The sequence below is a fragment of the Kitasatospora sp. Ki12 genome (assembly GCF_054601375.1).
The window spans coordinates 13,999-30,399 of the sequence record NZ_BAAIHT010000009.1; the positions used below are offsets into that span (position 1 = coordinate 13,999).

The 16,401-nt window shown below is 76.4% G+C and carries 16 protein-coding genes and 6 pseudogenes; 14 read left to right on the top strand and 8 right to left on the bottom strand.

Going from position 1 to position 16,401, the window contains the following annotated elements:
• Positions 1-83: 83 nt before the first annotated feature.
• A pseudogene (locus tag ACYP53_RS43785) lies at positions 84-995 on the bottom strand (oxidoreductase); the annotation flags it as partial.
• A gap of 96 nt (positions 996-1,091) precedes the next feature.
• Between ACYP53_RS43785 and ACYP53_RS43790 the strand changes: the two are divergent.
• A pseudogene (locus tag ACYP53_RS43790) lies at positions 1,092-1,753 on the top strand (TetR family transcriptional regulator).
• Positions 1,754-1,909: 156 nt separating this feature from the next.
• On the opposite strand, the gene ACYP53_RS43795 reads toward ACYP53_RS43790, so the two are convergent.
• A complete protein-coding gene (locus ACYP53_RS43795) occupies positions 1,910-2,044 on the bottom strand; it encodes a hypothetical protein (protein ID WP_459651531.1) in 135 nt (44 codons plus the stop codon).
• 41 nt (positions 2,045-2,085) lie between these two features.
• Positions 2,086-2,787 (bottom strand): RNA polymerase sigma factor, encoded by a 702-nt coding sequence (locus ACYP53_RS43800; protein ID WP_459651530.1) that lies wholly within the window; start codon positions 2,785-2,787, stop codon positions 2,086-2,088.
• Positions 2,788-2,987: 200 nt separating this feature from the next.
• On the opposite strand from ACYP53_RS43800, the gene ACYP53_RS43805 reads away from it, so the two are divergent.
• The gene (locus ACYP53_RS43805; RefSeq protein ID WP_459651529.1) at positions 2,988-3,728 is read left to right on the top strand and encodes an MBL fold metallo-hydrolase; all 741 of its coding nucleotides are present in this window, start codon (positions 2,988-2,990) and stop codon (positions 3,726-3,728) included.
• Positions 3,729-3,773: 45 nt separating this feature from the next.
• Here the strand turns inward: ACYP53_RS43805 and ACYP53_RS43810 are convergent, their stop codons facing one another.
• Entirely contained in the window at positions 3,774-4,406 is a 633-nt protein-coding gene (locus ACYP53_RS43810) for an AAA family ATPase (RefSeq protein ID WP_459651528.1), read from the bottom strand.
• Between the two features lie 324 nt (positions 4,407-4,730).
• Between ACYP53_RS43810 and ACYP53_RS43815 the strand changes: the two genes are divergently transcribed.
• The gene (locus ACYP53_RS43815; RefSeq protein WP_459651527.1) at positions 4,731-5,462 is read left to right on the top strand and encodes a dienelactone hydrolase family protein; all 732 of its coding nucleotides are present in this window, start codon (positions 4,731-4,733) and stop codon (positions 5,460-5,462) included.
• A gap of 139 nt (positions 5,463-5,601) precedes the next feature.
• Here ACYP53_RS43815 and ACYP53_RS43820 read toward each other — a convergent pair whose 3' ends face one another.
• Positions 5,602-6,153 carry a YciI family protein gene (locus ACYP53_RS43820; protein WP_459651526.1) on the bottom strand — a complete coding sequence of 184 codons (552 nt, stop codon included), beginning with the start codon at positions 6,151-6,153 and terminating at the stop codon, positions 5,602-5,604.
• 113 nt (positions 6,154-6,266) lie between these two features.
• On the bottom strand, positions 6,267-7,244 hold the full coding sequence (locus tag ACYP53_RS43825) for a phosphotransferase family protein (protein WP_459651525.1): 978 nt from the start codon (positions 7,242-7,244) through the stop codon (positions 6,267-6,269).
• A 346-nt stretch (positions 7,245-7,590) separates the two neighbouring features.
• Between ACYP53_RS43825 and ACYP53_RS43830 the strand changes: the two genes are divergently transcribed.
• On the top strand, positions 7,591-8,622 hold the full coding sequence (locus tag ACYP53_RS43830) for a zinc-dependent alcohol dehydrogenase family protein (protein ID WP_459651524.1): 1,032 nt from the start codon (positions 7,591-7,593) through the stop codon (positions 8,620-8,622).
• 7 nt (positions 8,623-8,629) lie between these two features.
• Here ACYP53_RS43830 and ACYP53_RS43835 read toward each other — a convergent pair whose 3' ends face one another.
• Positions 8,630-8,929, bottom strand: a complete 300-nt coding sequence (locus ACYP53_RS43835; protein ID WP_391555821.1) for an ArsR/SmtB family transcription factor — start codon at positions 8,927-8,929, stop codon at positions 8,630-8,632.
• A gap of 793 nt (positions 8,930-9,722) precedes the next feature.
• A complete protein-coding gene (locus ACYP53_RS43840) occupies positions 9,723-10,217 on the bottom strand; it encodes an AfsR/SARP family transcriptional regulator (RefSeq protein WP_459651523.1) in 495 nt (164 codons plus the stop codon).
• Between the two features lie 81 nt (positions 10,218-10,298).
• Here ACYP53_RS43840 and ACYP53_RS43845 point away from each other — a divergent pair, with 81 nt between their 5' ends.
• From ACYP53_RS43845 to ACYP53_RS43890, 10 genes and pseudogenes are all read left to right on the top strand, one after another.
• A complete protein-coding gene (locus ACYP53_RS43845; RefSeq protein WP_459651522.1) occupies positions 10,299-10,562 on the top strand; it encodes a hypothetical protein in 264 nt (87 codons plus the stop codon).
• Positions 10,563-11,292: 730 nt separating this feature from the next.
• Positions 11,293-11,697, top strand: a pseudogene (locus ACYP53_RS43850) (aminotransferase class I/II-fold pyridoxal phosphate-dependent enzyme); the annotation flags it as partial.
• Positions 11,698-11,768: 71 nt separating this feature from the next.
• Positions 11,769-11,924: pseudogene (locus ACYP53_RS43855) on the top strand (aminotransferase class I/II-fold pyridoxal phosphate-dependent enzyme); the annotation flags it as partial.
• Positions 11,925-12,067: 143 nt separating this feature from the next.
• A complete protein-coding gene (locus tag ACYP53_RS43860) occupies positions 12,068-12,337 on the top strand; it encodes an aminotransferase class I/II-fold pyridoxal phosphate-dependent enzyme (RefSeq protein ID WP_459651547.1) in 270 nt (89 codons plus the stop codon).
• A gap of 148 nt (positions 12,338-12,485) precedes the next feature.
• Positions 12,486-13,055 (top strand): annotated as a pseudogene (locus ACYP53_RS43865) (beta-ketoacyl synthase N-terminal-like domain-containing protein); the annotation flags it as partial.
• 125 nt (positions 13,056-13,180) lie between these two features.
• Entirely contained in the window at positions 13,181-13,594 is a 414-nt protein-coding gene (locus ACYP53_RS43870) for a hypothetical protein (protein ID WP_459651548.1), read from the top strand.
• A gap of 293 nt (positions 13,595-13,887) precedes the next feature.
• Positions 13,888-14,403 carry a MaoC family dehydratase gene (locus ACYP53_RS43875; RefSeq protein WP_459651546.1) on the top strand — a complete coding sequence of 172 codons (516 nt, stop codon included), beginning with the start codon at positions 13,888-13,890 and terminating at the stop codon, positions 14,401-14,403.
• Between the two features lie 161 nt (positions 14,404-14,564).
• On the top strand, positions 14,565-15,131 hold the full coding sequence (locus ACYP53_RS43880) for a hypothetical protein (RefSeq protein ID WP_459651521.1): 567 nt from the start codon (positions 14,565-14,567) through the stop codon (positions 15,129-15,131).
• 366 nt (positions 15,132-15,497) lie between these two features.
• Positions 15,498-15,866: a hypothetical protein gene (locus ACYP53_RS43885; RefSeq protein ID WP_459651520.1), complete on the top strand. Its 369-nt coding sequence runs from the start codon at positions 15,498-15,500 to the stop codon at positions 15,864-15,866.
• A 252-nt stretch (positions 15,867-16,118) separates the two neighbouring features.
• Positions 16,119-16,401: pseudogene (locus ACYP53_RS43890) on the top strand (hypothetical protein); the annotation flags it as partial.

Here is a 16,401-nt window from a genome sequence, read left to right on the forward strand (position 1 = left end):
CCCGCCGGTGTGGGGGTGTCAGGGCTGGCGGGGCGGGCCGGGGCCGGGCGGGTGTCGGGGTCTTCGTGGGGGTGGGGGAGGGTGAAGCGCACGCCGGTCAGGTCTTCCGACAGGTCCCACAGGCGCCGGGCGGTGGCCGGGTCGGTGGCGCGCGGGCGAGGGGGACGCGGGTGGGGGCGCCGCGCAGTTCGCCGGGGCCGCCGGGGCCGTACAGCGCTCCGCCAGGGCCTGCGGGTCGGTGGCCGCGTACAGCTGGGGCAGCGCGCCGCGTTCGGGGCTCTGGGCCAGGGGGCGTAGGAGGCGGCCGAACAGCAGCCGCACCGCGGGGACGGGGGTGGCGTGCTGCAGGCCGGTGGCGGCGTAGCCGGGGGGGCCAGGACGCTGCGCACGGGGCTGGCGGCCAGGGTCAGGCGGCGGTGGAGTTCGTGGCCGAAGAGGGCGCCGGCGAGTTTGGACTGGTTGTAGCGGTCCATCGGGGAGTAGGAGCGGGCGCCGGCGGGGTCGTCGAAGTGGATGCGGGCGCGGCGGTGGTTGGCGGAGGTGACGGTGACCACCCGGGGGTCGTCGCCGTCGGCGAGGAGGTCCAGGAGGAGGGCGGTGAGGGCGAAGTGGCCGAGGTGGTTGGCGGCGAGCTGGAGTTCGTGGCCGTGCGGGGTGAGGGTGCGCGGGGGCGCGAGGACGCCGGCGTTGTTGACCAGGACGTCGGGGCGCGGGCCGTGCTCGCGCAGGCGGGCGGCGAACGCGCGCACGGAGGCGCCGTCGGCCAGGTCCAGGGGGCGTACGGCCGGTGGCGGGGCATCGGGGTGGCGGGCGCTCAGGAGGTCGGCGGCGTGGCGTCCCCGGGTCTCGTCGCGCACGGCCAGGACGAGGCGGGCGCCTTTGGCGGCGAGGGCGTGGGCGGTGGCGAGGCCGAGTCCGCCGGTGGCCCCGGTGACGACGAACACCCGGCCCTTCTGGTCCGGGATGCGGTCGGTGGTCCAGTCGCTGCGGGTCATGTGACTGCGAGTCATGTGGCTCACGCTGCCCTCGATGTCACCAAGTGTCAAGACTGGCGTGTCGTGACATGAATGGCGCGGGGCTAGGATGGCCCGGTGACCACCCCCGCCGCCACCCTGGCCCAGCGCAAGCGCCAGCTCGTCGCCGACGAGCTGACCCGGGCCGCCCTGGAACTCCTGGCGGACGGGGGCTTCGAGGCCGTCACCGTCGACGAGATCGCGGCGGCCGCGGGCGTGTCCAAGCGGACCTTCTTCCGCTACTTCGCCTCCAAGGAGGACGTCGTCGTCCGGTTCCTGGCCGGACTGGGCGCCGCCATGCGCGAGGAACTGGCCGCCCGCCCCGCGGCCGAACCGCCCTCGGTGGCCCTGCGGCACGCCGTCTGGTGCTCGGTCGCCGCCTGCGCCGGCCACGAGGAACGCGCCCGCCGCGTCGTGCGGCTGATCCTGACCACCCCCGCCCTGCTCGCCCGCTTCCTGGAACGCCAGGCGCAGTGGCGCGACGCGCTCGCCGCCGAACTCGCCGCCCGCCTCGGCCTGGACCCGCGGCCGAGCTCTACCCGCAGCTGGCCGCGGACATGGCCCTGGCGGCCTTCCACGCGGTGCTGCAGCGCTGGAGCGGCGCCGACGGCGACGGGGACCGCGGCGACGGGGGCGGGGGCGGCGGGGTGGTGGACGCCGCCGCTCTGACCGACCGGTCCTTCGCCGTCATCGCGCCGGCCCTGGACGCCGTCGTACGCACCGGCGCCCCGGGCTCCTGACTCCGCGCACCACTGACTCCGTACGCCCCTGACCCGCCCGCGCTCCGGCCCGCGCGGAAGCGAACGGTGGCGCCCCGCGGCGGCCCTGGGGGTGGGCCCGGGGCCGGCGCGGGGCGGGTGGTGCCGGCCGTCACCGGCTACGTCCCGGCGCGGTGCTCAGTCGAGGACCGTGACGTCGGTGCGCCTCGGCAGCGGGCTGTTCCAGCCGATGCCGATCTCGAACGTCACCACACCGTCACGCCGAACCCGGCCGCGCCGCGCGCCGGGTGACGGGGCGGCGAGGGCACGCACGCGCCGGGGCCGGTCCTCGCCGCCCGCGGCGCCGTCCCCGTTCACCGCGCCCGCCCGCCCGCCGCGACCGGCACCCCCGCCCCGGTCCCGGCCGGTGCCCCGGCCTCGGCCTCGGCCTCGGCGGTGCTCAGGCTGTGCCTCAGGGCGGCGCGGGCGCGGTGCAGCCGGGGCTTCATCGCGGCCTGCCCGATGCCCAGTTCCTCGGCGACCGCCCGTCCGCTGCGGCCCCGCACGTCGCGCAGGACCAGCACACAGCGCTGGTCGGGCGGCAGCGCCGCGAGCGCCTCGGCGATCCGCCGCGCCTCCAGACGCCGCAGCACCTCCTCCTCCGCCGACGCCAGACCCGCCGCCCCGCCCGCACCCCCGCCCGCCGCCCCGCCCGCACCCCCGCCCGCCGCCCCGCCCGCACCCCCGTCCCCATCGCCCGTGGCGCCGCCGTCCCCGGGCCCCGCCGGGTGCGGGCGCAGCACCGAACGGGCGCCGCGCAGGCACTCGTTGCGCACGATGCGAAACAGCCACGAGCCCAGCGCCGTGGAAGCCCGCAGCATGCCCACCGGCCGGTACAGCACGGTCAGCGCCTCCTGCGCCGCGTCCCCGGCGTCCTCCCGGCTCGCGCACAACGAGTGGGCGAAGCGCCGCACATGCGGGTGCGAGGCCGTGACCAGCCCGGTCGGCGCCCGCGCGTCACCGCGCTGCGCCGCGGCGACCACGTCCGCACCGGGCCACCCGCCGTCCTCGGCCACGCCCGCCGCCCCGCGGGCGCCGAGGCACGGACACGCGGGCGCACACCAGCACCGCGCCCAGGGCCACACCGACACCGACCACCACGACGACCTCCCACCACAACGTCCCACCACCGGGCCCGCGCGGGGCCCGCCCATAGGAGGCGGCCCGGCCCAGAAAGGATTCACCCCCCTTCCCCCCTCCGTGAGAGCATCACCCGGTGCGCCGACTGACAGTGCTCGGAACCAGTGCCGCCTACCCCGAAGCGGGCCGCGCCGCCAGCGGCTTCCTCCTCGAACACGACGGCTACCGCCTCGCCCTCGACCTCGGCTACGCCACCTTCCCCCGCCTGCTCCACCACACCGGCGCCCTCGGCCTGGACGCCGTCGTCATCACCCACGCCCACCCCGACCACTGCGCCGACCTCAGCGCCCTGTGCCGGGCCCGCTACTTCGCCGCCCCGCGCCCGCCGCGCCTGCCCCTGTACTGCCCGCCGGGCGTCGTCGAACGCGTCCAGGCGATGGAACCCAGCGAAGACCTCCACGACGTCTTCGACGTCCACCCCCTGCCCGCCGCCCCCGCCACCCACCGCCTGGGCCCGCTGCGCCTGGACACCGCCGGCCTGCCCCACCACGTGCCCCACGCGGGGGTGCGGCTCAGCGCCCCGGGCCTGGCCCTCGCCTACAGCGGCGACGCGGGCCCCGGCCCGGCCCTGGCCGAACTCGCCGACCGCGCCGACCTGTTCATCGCCGGCGCCACCGTGTGCGGCACCGCCCCCCGGGACCCGCACCTGCTCAGCGCCGCCCAGGCCGGCCACTGGGCCCGCCGCGCCGGCGCCGCCCGCCTGCTGCTCACCCACTTCTGGCCCGGCACCGACCGCGCCCTGGCGCTGGCCGAGGCCCGCCGCGCCTACGGGGGCGAGGTCCTGGCCGCCGAGGAGGACCTGCGGCTGGACCTGTGACCGGCCCCGGCCTCCGGTCTGCTGCCCGGAGGGCGGGGGCGGGGCTCAGTCGAACCGGATGTGGCGGGCGCCGGTCCAGGCCCGGCGCAGCCGGCCGCGCAGCGGGCCGTCGGTGTTCGGGGCGAGGGTCAGGGCGCAGGCGGCGGCGATGTGGTCGGCGACCTGCGCGACGGTGAGACGGTCGGTCCACACGTGTTGGGCGAACTCCTCCTCGCGCAGGCGTTCCAGGCACAGGTCGAGCCGGGAGAGGGCGAAGCTCTCCCGGCGCAGCGGGGCGTCCTTGCCGGCGACCAGGCGGACGGCGTGTCCGAAGCCGCGTTCGCGCAGGCGCCGCAGCACCGTTTCCCGGGTGGCGAGCAGGGTGAAGTGCCGTACGTCGTGGCCGCGTTCGCGCAGCCGGCCGACGGTCTCGCGGAAGTACGGCGCTTCCACGACCGTCATCGGCACGATCACCGGGCCCGCGTGCCCGGTGAGGGCCCGGTCCAGGACCTCGTAGACGCCCTGGCGCCAGGCCGGGAGGTCCTGGAAGTCCCCGCGCAGGGCGGGCGGGGTCATGCGGTGCAGCCCGAACCCGACGTGTTCGGGGTCGCACAGGACGCTGCCGGGCAGCCGCCGCAGGAGCTCGTGCGCGGTCTGGGTCTTGCCGCCGCCGAACGGCCCGTTGATCCACAGGAGCATGCCCGGACCCTACCCGCAGCTTCGGCGCGCGCCGTACGCGAGACCCGGCGGGCCCCGCTTCCCGTACGGCGAGGGGCGTTCCGGGGCAGCGGCGAGGGGCGTTCCGGGGCGGCCGCGAGGGGGTGTTCGCGGGGGCGGGGCGCGCGCCGGAAAACCTGTTGGCGGACCGCGGCGGCCGCTGCTACGGTGCCGGAGGCCGTGCGAGAGAACGAGGAGGTGGTACCCGTGAACGCGATACAGACACGGGTGCTCCCCCACGGGGTCACGGCCGGGCGATAGGTCGTCCGGGAGCGCCGATCACGCGCACTCCCGAAAGGCACGACCATGCGCTTCACCTCCGAGCAGCGCCTCGACGACGGCGTCCTCGCCCGCGAGTTCACCCTCGGCGAGATCCCCGGCACCCTGTGGACGCCCGAATCCGCCGCACCCCTGCCGCTGATCCTGACGGCCCACAACGGCGGCCTGCACAGGCGAGAGCCCCGACTGGTGGCCCGGGCCCGGTACTGCGCCGCCCGCGGCTACGCGGTGGCCGCCATCGACGCCCCCGGGCACGGCGACCGGCCCCGCTGCGCCGCCGACGACCGCTCCCGCGCCGAGCTGCGCCGGGCGATGGGGGAGGGCCGGCCGGCCGCCGAGACGGAGGAGATCCTCGAGTCGTTCATCGGCCCGCTGGTCGACCGGGCGGCCCCGGAATGGCGGACCGTCCTGGACGCCCTCCTCGCCCTGCCCGGGATCGCCGGCCCGGTCGGCTACTCCGGATGGACGGCCGTCGGCATCGAGCTGGCGGCGACCGAGCCGCGCATCGCGGCCGCCGGCTTCTTCGCCGGGGGCTACGTGCCCCGCGCCCAGCGCGAGCGGGCCCGGCAGGTCGTCGTCCCGCTGCTGTTCCTGCTGCAGTGGGACGACGAGGGCAACCCCCGCGGGCGCGCCCTGGACCTGTTCGACGCCTTCGCCAGCACGGAGAAGACACTGCACGCCAACACGGGCGGGCACACCGGCACCCCGTGGTTCGAAGTGGAGGACGGGGACCGCTTCTTCGCCCGCCACCTGACGTAGGACCGGGGCCGCCCGGCCCCCGCGGGCCCCCTGCCGGCCGGGCAGGGTCCGCGGGGGCCGGGCGGCCGTTTCACGCGGGAGGCGGCGCACGGCTGCCTCGTCCCGCCGCCCGGGACCGCCCCGCTGCACGCGGCGCGGGTCAGGACGGGCGGCCGCCGAACTGCCAGTCGTGCACCTCGACGGTGGCGTACCGGTCCCGGGTCAGGACGGCTCCCGCCGTGTCCGGGTCCGGCGCGCGCAGCAGCGCGGCCGTGCCGAGCCAGGCGGTGCCGTCGTCGGACAGCAGCGGCCCGTAGGCGATGAGGTCGCCCGTGCCGGGCGGCACGGCGAGGTCGGCGGCCTGTCCGGTGCCCAGGCCCAGCACGAGGTAGCGGTTGCCGCCGCTTGGGCCGCCGGGGAAGTCCCACATGGTGCGCCCCAGCAGGTTGTGCCACCGTCGCAGCAGCACGTCCCGGTAGACGCCGGCCTGGTAGCCCGGCTCGTCGAAGGCGAACGCGCGGGCGGCGGCGGGACCGGGCAGGTCGAGGATGTGCACGCTGCCGGTGGGAGCGCCGCCGTGGCCGGTGAGGGTCGGGCCCCGGGCGGTCATCTCCTTCGCGTACCGGTCCATGTAGGACCAGTGCTCCTCCAGCAGTTCACGGCGCAGTGCCAGGGAGTCGGGCCGGTCGCGGTGGTAGCAGAAGAACTCCATGCCCGTAGGGTCTCCTCGAGGACGTGGCCGGGTCGAGCGAATTGGCGGAGCGGGCCGGGGACTTCGGCGAGGCGAGGCGGGGTGGGCCGGGTCGGGTCAGGGCGGGCCGGCGCTCAGGCGTAGCGGTCGAACAGGGCCTGCAGGTAGTCCTCCAGGCGGGTGGTCAGCAGGGCCGGGGTCAGGTCGGTGCGGCCCAGCTCGCGCCAGGGGACGGCGACCTTCTGCGCGTCGGGGGCGTAGGCGAGGGCGTCCAGCAGCCGCCAGTAGAGGTGCTCGCCGTCCTCGGCGAGCACGGCGCCGCCGGCCGCCCGGTAGCGGTCGGCGAAGGCGAGGCCGGCGGCGGGGCCGTGGAGCAGGGCCAGGGCGGTGGAGCAGTGGGCGACGTCCAGGTCGGCCGGGCCCCAGGAGGTCTCCACCCAGTCGACGACCCCGCTGACCGCGAGGGTGTCGCCGGCGCCGGTGAACAGCACGTTGCCGGGGTGGAAGTCGCGGTGCAGGAAGCACGAGCGGTGCGCGGGCGCCTGCCGGTCGATCGCCTCCACCGCCCGTGCCCACAGGCCGGGGCGCGCGGTGTGCTCGGGCACGCGCACCAGGTCGGGGGCCGTCCACGCCTGCCAGGCGCGCGGGCGCTCCCGCTCGCCGACCTCCAGGGCGTGGACGGCGGCGAGCTGGGCGGCCAGCAGGTCCGCGCGCCGGGACGTGTCGCCGTCCTCGGCCAGGCGCACGCCGCCGGGCAGGTGGGTCATCACCAGCGACGGGTGGTCGCAGGCCGCGCCGTGCTCGTCGAGCGCGCGCAGCCGCGCGGCCGGGACGGCGCCGGCCTCCAGCAGGCGCAGCACGCCGGCCTCGCGGGCCAGCATGGCCGGGGCGTGGCGGCGGTAGAACGGCTTGACGAAGGAGCGCAGCACCAGCGCGTACGGGTCCGCGCCGCCGGGGCGCGTCACCTCCAGGCGGCGCATCCGCGAGGTCCAGCCGCCCTTGAGCGCCGTCACCGCGGTGATCCGCTCACCGGGGGCGAGCGCGCCGCGGGCCCAGCGCAGGGTGGCCTCCCAGCCCTGGTCGTCGTCCGGGCGGCCGTCGTCTCCGATCATGGAACGAGAGCCTACGCGCCGCCCCGGCGCCCGCCCGGGCCGGGGCAACGGGCCGGGGCGACGGGGCGGGGCCCCGGGTCCGCGGCCCGGGGCGGTGACGAGGGGTCAACTCCCGTGCAACCGGCGCCCGAAGACCACTATTCCGATGGCCGTCGAAGTTTGACAGGGCGGGCCCGGCCCGCTTGGCTGGGAACGCGACCGCACCGCCGCCCGCACACCGGCACCGCGTGCCGCACGCCGAGCACGCCCACCGAGCAACGAGCACGCCCAACGAGCACCGAGCACCGAGCACCGAGCACCGAGCACCGAGCACCGAGCACCGAGCACCGAGCAGGGGAGCCGCGCCATGCCCAGGACCGTCGTCTTCGAGACCACCGGGGGACCGGAGGTCCTGACCGTCCGCGACACCCCCCTGCCCGAACCCGGGCCCGGCGAACTGCGCCTGCGCGTCGCCGCCATCGGCCTCAACCGCGCCGAGGCGCTCTTCCGCGCCGGCACCTACCTCGAGGAGCCCGAACTCCCCGCCACCCTCGGCTACGAGGCCTCCGGCACCGTGGAGGCCGTCGGCGAGGGCGTCACCGGCTTCGCCGCCGGCGACCACGTGGACACCGTGCCCGCCTTCGACCTCAACGACTACGGCGTCTACGGCACCCACGTCCTCGTGCCCGCCCGCGCCACCGTCCACCGCCCCCGCGGCCTCACCCCCGTCCAGGGCGCCGCCGTGTGGATGTCCTACCTCACCGCCTACGGCGCCCTCGCCGAGGACGGCCACCTGCGCCCCGGCGACCACGTGCTGCTCACCGCCGCCGCCTCCGGGGTCGGACTCGCCGCGATCCGCACCGCCCGGCGCCTGGGCGCGGTGCCCGTCGCCACCACCCGCACCCGCGCCAAGGCGCCCGCCCTGCTGGACGCCGGCGCCGCCGAGGTGATCGTCACCGGCGAGGAGGACCTCCTCGCCCGCGTCCACGACGCCACCGGCGGGCGCGGCGTACGCACCGTCTTCGACCCCGTCGCCGGACCCGGCGTCCTCACCCTCGCCCGCACCATCGCCCCCGGCGGACGCCTGATCGTCTACGGCCGCCTGGACCCGCGCGACACCCCCCTGCCCGGCCAGGACACCTTCGCCTCCGTCACCAGCCGCTTCTACTCGATGCACGAGGTGACCCGCGACGACGAACGGCTGCGCCGTGCCCGCGCCTTCGTCACCGCGGGCCTGGCCGACGGCACCTTCACCCCCGCCGTCGACCGCGTCTTCGCGGGCCTGGACGCCGTCGCCGAGGCCCACCGCTACCTGGAGGCCGGCACCCAGACCGGCAAGATCGTCGTCACCGTGGACGACGACGCGGACGACACCGCCGGCGGCGCCGCGGGCGGCTGAGCCGTCGTCACGAGGGCGCGGTGTCCAGGGCCTCCGCGTCGGCGGCGGCCACCACCGCCGACAGCAGGCCCGGGAAGCGGCGCTCCAGCTCCTCGGCGCGCAGCGTGTTCATCTTGGTCGTGCCCACGTAGTACTGGCGCAGCAGCCCCGCCTCGCGCAGCACGCTGAAGTGGTGGCTGGAGGTCGAACGCCCGACCGGCAGGTCGAAGGAGCCGCAACTGAGATCGGCCGGCGAGTGCGCCAATGTGCGCACCACCGACCTGCGGGCCGGATCAGCGAGCGCCTCCAGCACCTGCTGGACACTCACGTCCTCCACACCAGGGTGCACGATCATCCGCGCCACGACGCGTGCCCGTCCCACACCCACCACCCCTTCCCAACGCTCGACCCCCGTCCGTCCCACGGTCAAAAGCCGCGCCGTGCGCGCGACTTCACGCCCAGACGCTACTACGCCCAGCCCATCTGCCACGCCCACCGCAACACCCCCGCAACACGTCCGGGGACCGGGAAGGCCCGGGAAGGGCCGGCGGGGCCGCCCGCGGGGCCGGTGCCGGCGGAGCCGACAGCGGACGGACGCCAGGCCGGCGGTGGCGCGGGGGAGAGGGATGAGGGGGCGTGGCCGGGTGTGCCCGGCGGGCCGGGCGGGCGCGGGCCGGTGTCGGTGGGCGGGCGGTGGCGCGGGGAAGGGCGTGCCCGTGGCGGGCGGGCGCGGTACCGGAGGGCGCCCCACCCGCACCCCGCGCCCCCGGCAGGCCGGGCGGGCGCGGTGCGCGGGCCGGTGCCGGCGGGGCCGACAGCGGACGGACGGTGGGCGGGCGGTGGCGCGGGGGAGAGGGGTGAGGGGGCGTGGCCGGGTGTGCCCGGCGGGGCGGGCCGGGCGGGTGGTTGCGCCCCGGGCACCGCGCGCCGTACGGGGCGGGTGCGCGCCGTACGGCGGTGCGCGGTACCGGAGGACGCCCCGCCCGCACCCCGCCGTCCCCGCGCCCCCCGGCGGGCGGGGGCGCGGGGACGGCGGGCCGGGGGCGCGGGTCAGGCCGCGCGGACCGGGGTGGGGACCGGGCGGGGCAGGCGGGTGAGGGCCAGCGGTTCGAAGATGCCCATCAGCACCGGGTCCACCGCCCGTACCGCCGCCGGGGCGGGCGGCGCGGGGTGGGGGTGCGCAGCAGGGCGAGGTAGAGCTCCTGGGTCTCGGCGGCCGGGTCGATGCCCAGTTCCTCGGCCAGCACCTGGCGCAGCTGCTGGTAGCAGCGCAGCGCCTCGGCGCGGTTGCCGGAGGCGGCCAGGGCCGCCATGCGGCAGCGGTAGGCGCTCTCGCGGAACGGGGCGCGGCGCACCGCCTCGTCGGCCCAGCGCAGCGCGTGGTGCTCCTCGCCGAGCGCGGAGGCCGCCAGGCTCGCGGTCTCCAGGGCGCCCATGCGCAGTTCCTCCACGTGTTCGCGCACGCCCTGGGCCCATTCGCCCTCGTGGTCGGGCAGGAACGCCCCGCGCAGGTTGGCCAGCGCGCCGGCGGCCAGCTGCTGGGCGACCGCGTGGCCGCCCGCCGCCAGCGCCTCGCCGGCCTCGCCGACGGCCGAGGCGGCGGCCTCCAGGTCCACCGCCGCGTCCGCGGGCAGCCGCAGGACGTAGCGCCCGCCCTGGAGATCAGCGGGGTGGCGCCGGGGCCCTGGCCGGGGTCGGTGACGAAGGCCCGCACCCGGCTCACCACGCTGCGCAGCGCCGAGGCCCAGGTGTCGGGCAGCCCGTCGGGCCAGACGGTGTCGGCCAGCTGGTCGCGGCTGGTGCCGCTGGAGCGCTCCAGTACCAGGCGGGCGAACGCCACCTGGGCCTGGGCGCTGGACAGGTGCTGCGGGCACCCGTCCTCGTGCTCGATCGCCACCAGACCGGTGAGGCGGATCAGCATCGCCGCGCCCCCGATCTGCCGGACGGACTGTCTTCCCTGAAGCCGTTCAACGTTGCTCCAACCCCCTTGAGCCAAAGCGGAAGTGACGGCCCGTGCGGGCCGTCGGCATGGGAAATCCGAAACGGAACGCATTCGCCGTCGACCAGCAGTTCGGTTTCGGCGGATTTTGACCATACATTCGCCGCGATGCGCGATGTCAACACCGGCCGGGAAAACATACCCGCCGGCCGGTCGATACGTCGTGGACGCAAGGTTTCCGCACGTCAGAGCGTTCCCGCAGGCCGGGAAAGCGGCTATTGCGGACGCCTTGCGCATCCTGCCGTAGAAATGTAGCCATCCTTGAGCACCCCGCGTGAAGGCTTCGAGAAAGGCCGCCCGAAGCCGCCCCGAACCACCCCCGCACCCCGCCCGGCGCCGCGCCGTACCGGAAAACAGCCCCCTTCGGTGCGGCCGTGAACCGGACGGAAACCGGAAACGAACCGGGACCCGCAACACCACGCACCGCAGACCCCGCGAAACACCCCGCGCAGACCCGCAGACCCCGCGAAAACCGTGAAACCCCGTGAAGCCCGCCGAAGCCGTGAAGCCGTGAAGGAGAAACGCCCGTGAACGCCACCGGAGCATGGGACCGCCTGGAGCCGAAGCTCGCCGCAACGAACGCCCGGGTGGCCGCACTGGAGTCCGACCCCTCCCGGCGCAACAGCTTCGTCGCCTACACCATGGAACGCGACAGCGCCTACTGCGACCTCGACGGCGAGCGCCTGCTCATGATGTCCGGCTACAGCTACCTCGGCCTGGCCGGCGACGAGCGGGTGGTGGCCGCCGCCAAGGCCGCCGTCGACGTCTACGGCACCGGCAACCACGGCGTGCGCGCCCTGGCCGGCACCATCCCGCTGCACGAGGAACTGGAGGCCGAGGTCGCCCGCTTCGCCCACCGCGAGCGCGCCCTGGTCTTCGGCTCCGGCTACGCCGCCAACGTCGGCACCGTCGGCGCCCTGGTCGGCCAGGGCGACACCGTCCTGATCGACAAGTACGACCACGCCTCCATCGTCGACGGCTGCCGCCTCTCCGGCGCCACCGTCACCCGCTTCCGCCACAACGACGTCGAGCACCTGGAACGCCGCCTCAAGGCCGCCTCCCCCACCGGCGTGCGCCTGGTCATCGTCGACAGCGTCTACTCCATGGACGGCGACATCGCCCCGCTGCCCGAACTGCGCGAGGTCTGCGACCGCTACGACGCCTGCTCATGGTCGACGAGGCCCACGCCCTGGGCGTCATCGGCAAGACCGGCGGCGGCATCGAGGAGCACTTCGACCACAAGGTCCGCGTCGACGTCAAACTCGGCACCCTCTCCAAGGCCATCCCCTCCATGGGCGGCTGGATCGCCGGCAGCCACGACCTCATCGGCCACCTGCGCTACGCCGCCCGCCCGTTCCTGTTCTCCGCCGCCCTTGGCCCCGCCAGACCGGCGCCGCCCTGGAGTCCCTGCGGATCCTGCGCCGCGAGCCCGAGCGCGTCACCCACACCCAGGTCCAGGCCGAACGCCTGCGCAAGCGCCTCAACGACGCCGGCATCTCCACCATGGACTCCACCACCGCCGTGCTGCCCGTCATCGCCGGCTCCGACGACGCCGCCTACGACTACGCCACCGCCTGCCGCAAGGCCGGCGTCATCGGCCTGCCCGTCGTCACCCCCGCCGTGCCCAACGACCTGGCCCGGCTGCGCATCGCGGTCACCGCCCGCCACACCGCGGCCGACATCGACTTCGCCGCCGACGCGTTCCTGACCGCCGCCGCCCAGACCGGCCTGATCTGAGAACCGCCGCCCCCGCCCGGAGAGGAGAGGAAGCCATGGCCCCGCCCCACCGCCCGCCGATCGCCGTCACCGGCCTCGGCGTGGTCAGCCCGCCGGCCACACCGTCCGCGAGTTCTGGCACACCGTCGCCTCCGGGCGCTCCACCGCCACCGCCCTCACCGACCCGGCGCTGGCCCGCCACAAGGTACGCCTGGGCTGCCGCGTCAGCGACCTGCCCCAGGACGGCCCGGTGCCCGCCAAGGACGCCCGCCGCCTGGACCCCTTCGCCCTCTACGGCACCCTCGCCGCCCTCGCCGCCCACCACGACGCCGGCCGCCCCGAACCCGGGCCCGGGCGCAGCGCGATCGTGGTCGGCAACGCGGTCGGCGGACGCACCACCAGCGACCGCGAGTCCGCGCTCTACACCGGGCACGGCCCGCTGCGGGTCTCCCCGCTGATGCCGCTGGTCACCATGCCCAACGCGGCCGCCGCCCAGATCGCCATGCGCCTGGGCTGGAGCGGACCGGCGCTGACCATCGCCACCACCTGCGCCTCCAGCGCGGACGCGATCGGCCACGCCGCGCTGCTGCTGGAGAGCGGACGCGCGGACGTGGTGATCGCCGGCGGCTGCGAGGCCACCCTGACCCCGGTCACCCTCGCCGCGTTCGGCAACCTCGGCGCGCACTCCCTGCGCAACGACGAACCCGCCCGCGCCTCACGCCCCTTCGACACCGAACGCGACGGCTTCGTGATGGGCGAGGGCGCCGCCTTCCTCGTCCTGGAACGCCTGGACGACGCCCGCGCCCGCGCCGCACCCCCTACGCGCTGCTCGCCGGGTACGGCTCCAGCTCGGACGCCTACCACCTGTCCAACCCGCGCCCCGACGGCGCCGGCGCCGTCGCCGCGATGCGCGCGGCGCTGGCCGACGCGGGCCTGGCCCCGGGCGACATCGCCCACGTCAACGCCCACGGCACCTCCACCGTGCACAACGACCGCGCCGAAGCCGCCGCCCTGCGCACGGTGTTCGGCCCCCACGGCGTGCCCGTCACCTCCACCAAGGGCGTCATCGGCCACCTGATCGGCGCCGCCGGAGCCGTCGAGCTGATCGCCGCCATCGAGGCCATGAACACCCGCACCGTCCCTCCCACCGCCAACCACGAGAAGACCGAAGAGGGCCTGGACCTCGACGTCGTCCACACCGCCGCCCGCCCGTACGGTCCGGCGCGGCCCTGTCCAACTCGTTCGGCTTCGGCGGCCACAACTCGACCCTGGTGGTGACCCCGATATGACCACGACCACACCCGCGACCACCCCGCCCCACGCCCGCACCCGCGACGGCGCCCGCGACCGCACCCGCGACGGCGCCCGCGGCCGGGACCTCCCCGTTCCGCCGGCGCACCAGACTCACCGTCACCGCCGCCGCCCTGGCCGCCTACCGCGCCGCCGCCCGCACCGGCCTCACCGCCGGCGCCCCGGGCGGCGCGAGCCCCGCGCACCCCTTCGTCGCCGCCCACACCCTGGCCCAGCACACCGTCACCGCCCTGACCGCCGGCGACGACGGCTTCACCGGCGTGGTCCACCTCGCCCAGGAGATCCACACCCACACCCCCCTCACCCCCGGCGACCTCGACATCACCGTCGACGTCGCCGCGGTGCGCCGCGAGGCCCGCGGCACCCGCCTGGCCCTGGCCACCCCCTCACCGACCCCGCCACCGGCGTCCTCGTCGCCGACCTGGCCACCTCCGCCCTGCTGGTCGGCGCCACCCGCACCGAGGCCTACGGCACCCTCGCCCCGCCGCCCACCCCGGCACCACCCCGACACCGAACCGCTCACCTACACCCACACCCTCACCCCCGCCGACACCACCGCCTACGCGCAAGCCTCCGGCGACCTCAACCCCATCCACCTCGACGACGACGCCGCCCGCGCCGCCGGCTTCCCCTCCGCCATCGCCCACGGCATGCACCTGGTCGCCCTGGCCGCCGAGGAGATCACCGACCGCCACGCCGGCGCGACCCCGCCCGCGTCAGCGCCCTCGGCGCCCGCTTCGCCGCCCCCACCCGCCCCGGCACCCCGCTGCGCCTGACCCTGCAGCCCTACGACGCGGGCACCGTGGTGCGCTTCACCATCGCCACCGACGCGGGCACCGCCGTCAAGGCCGGCTGGGCGCGGATCACGGCGGCGGGGGAGTGACACCGATGACCACCCACAGCCCCGGCCCGGACAGAGCGCCACCGGGACGGCCCCGTGCGGACCGGACAGAGCGCCGACGGGACGGACCCGGCGCCGCTGGCGCTGCCCGACGCGTTCACCGCCCACGCCCGCACCCGGCCCGACGCCCCCGCCCCTGTGGCACGAGCGACCCTCTCCTACGGCGAACTCGCCACCTCACCGAGGCCGAACGCAGAAGACCGCGGCCCTGGACCTGGCGCGGGGGAGCCGGTGGGCGTGCTCGCGGTCAAGTCCCCCGAGGCGATCGCCCTGGTGCTGGCCTGCCTGACCGAGCGCCGCCCGTTCCTGCTGCCCTCCCCGCAGCTCGCCCCGGCGCTGCTGGCCGCCCTGTTCGCCCAGGCCGGCGCCCGCCGCGTGCTCGCCCCCCTCGGCCAGGACGCCCCCGCGCTGCCGGCCCTGGCCCAGCCGCGCCGGTGCCCCACCCTGGCGGCCGGCACCTCCTCTCATGCTCACCACCTCCGGCTCCACCGACCTGCCCAAGATCGTCCCCCTCGGGCAGAGCGCCGTCGACCGCTTCACCGCCTGGGCCCACGACACCTTCGACCCGGCCCCGGCCGCGTCGTCGCAAACTACGCCCGCTGAACTTCGACCTCGCCATGCTCGACGTGTGGGCCACCCTCGCCGCCGGGCGGCACCTGCCTGCTCATCGACCCCGCCCACGCCCTCAACGCCCGCCACCTGCTCACCCAGCTCACCCCGCCACCGCCCGCACGTGATGCAGGCCGTCCCCGCTGGCCTGTGGCCCTGCTCACCCAGAGCGCCGCGCCGGCGCGCTGGACAGCGTCGAGCACGCCGCGTTCACCGGCGACGCCATCGACGCCCGAACCCTGGCGGCCCTGCCCGCCCTGCTGCCGAACGCCGCGCTCTACAACATCTACGGCTGCACCGAGACCAACGACAGCTTCCTGCACCGCCTGGACCGCCTGGACGCCGCCGCCGGCCCTGCCCGTGCCCATCGGCACCCCGCTGCCCGGTGCGCACCCTCCTCGCCGCGCCGACGGCACCCTGGTCCACGGCCCGGGCAGCGGCGAACTCTACGTCTCCACCCCCTTCCAGGCCGCCGGCTACCTCGACCGCTCCCGCGACACCGGGCGTTCATCACCCCCAGCCCGAGGGCGCCGGCCACGGACGGCGCTGGTTCCGCACCGCGACCTCGTCACCCGCGACGAACGGGGCCTGCTCCACCTCACCGGCCGCTCCGACTTCCAGGTCAAGGTCCGCGGCGTCGCCGTCAACACCGCCGAGGTCGAACGCGTCCTGCTCACCCACCCCTCGAGGTCCGCGAAGCCGCCGTCGCCGCCGCCCCCGACCCGCTGACCGGCAAGCGCCTGCACGCCGCCGTCCAGCGCGCCCCCGGCTCCGCCCTCAACACCCTCACCCTGCGCGAGCACCTGGCCCGCAACCTGCCCGGGCCGCCGTCCCGAGAAACTCGCCATCCACGACGATCCGCTCGCCAAGACCCCCACCGGCAAGGTCGACCGCAAAGCCGTCCTGCCCACCCCCTGAACCACCCCCTGAAGAACCTTTACACCCACATCGACCACCCACTCACGCAAGGGAGTTGCCGCCATGAGCAACATCACCCGGATCAAGCGGTTCCTCATCGACGAGTTCCTGCCCGACGTCACCCCCGAGCAGCTCGCCGACGACCACGACCTGCTCTCCGACGGCGTCATCGACAGCCTCGGCGTCCTCAAGCTCATCGCCTGGTCGAGGACCACTTCGCCCTGCCGTCGACGACACCGACCTGGACCCCAACAACTTCCGCTCCGTCGCCGCCATCGACGCCTTCATCACCGAACGCCGCGCCCAGGCCGGCGCCACGGTCGGCGGCTGACCCCATGCACCCGGC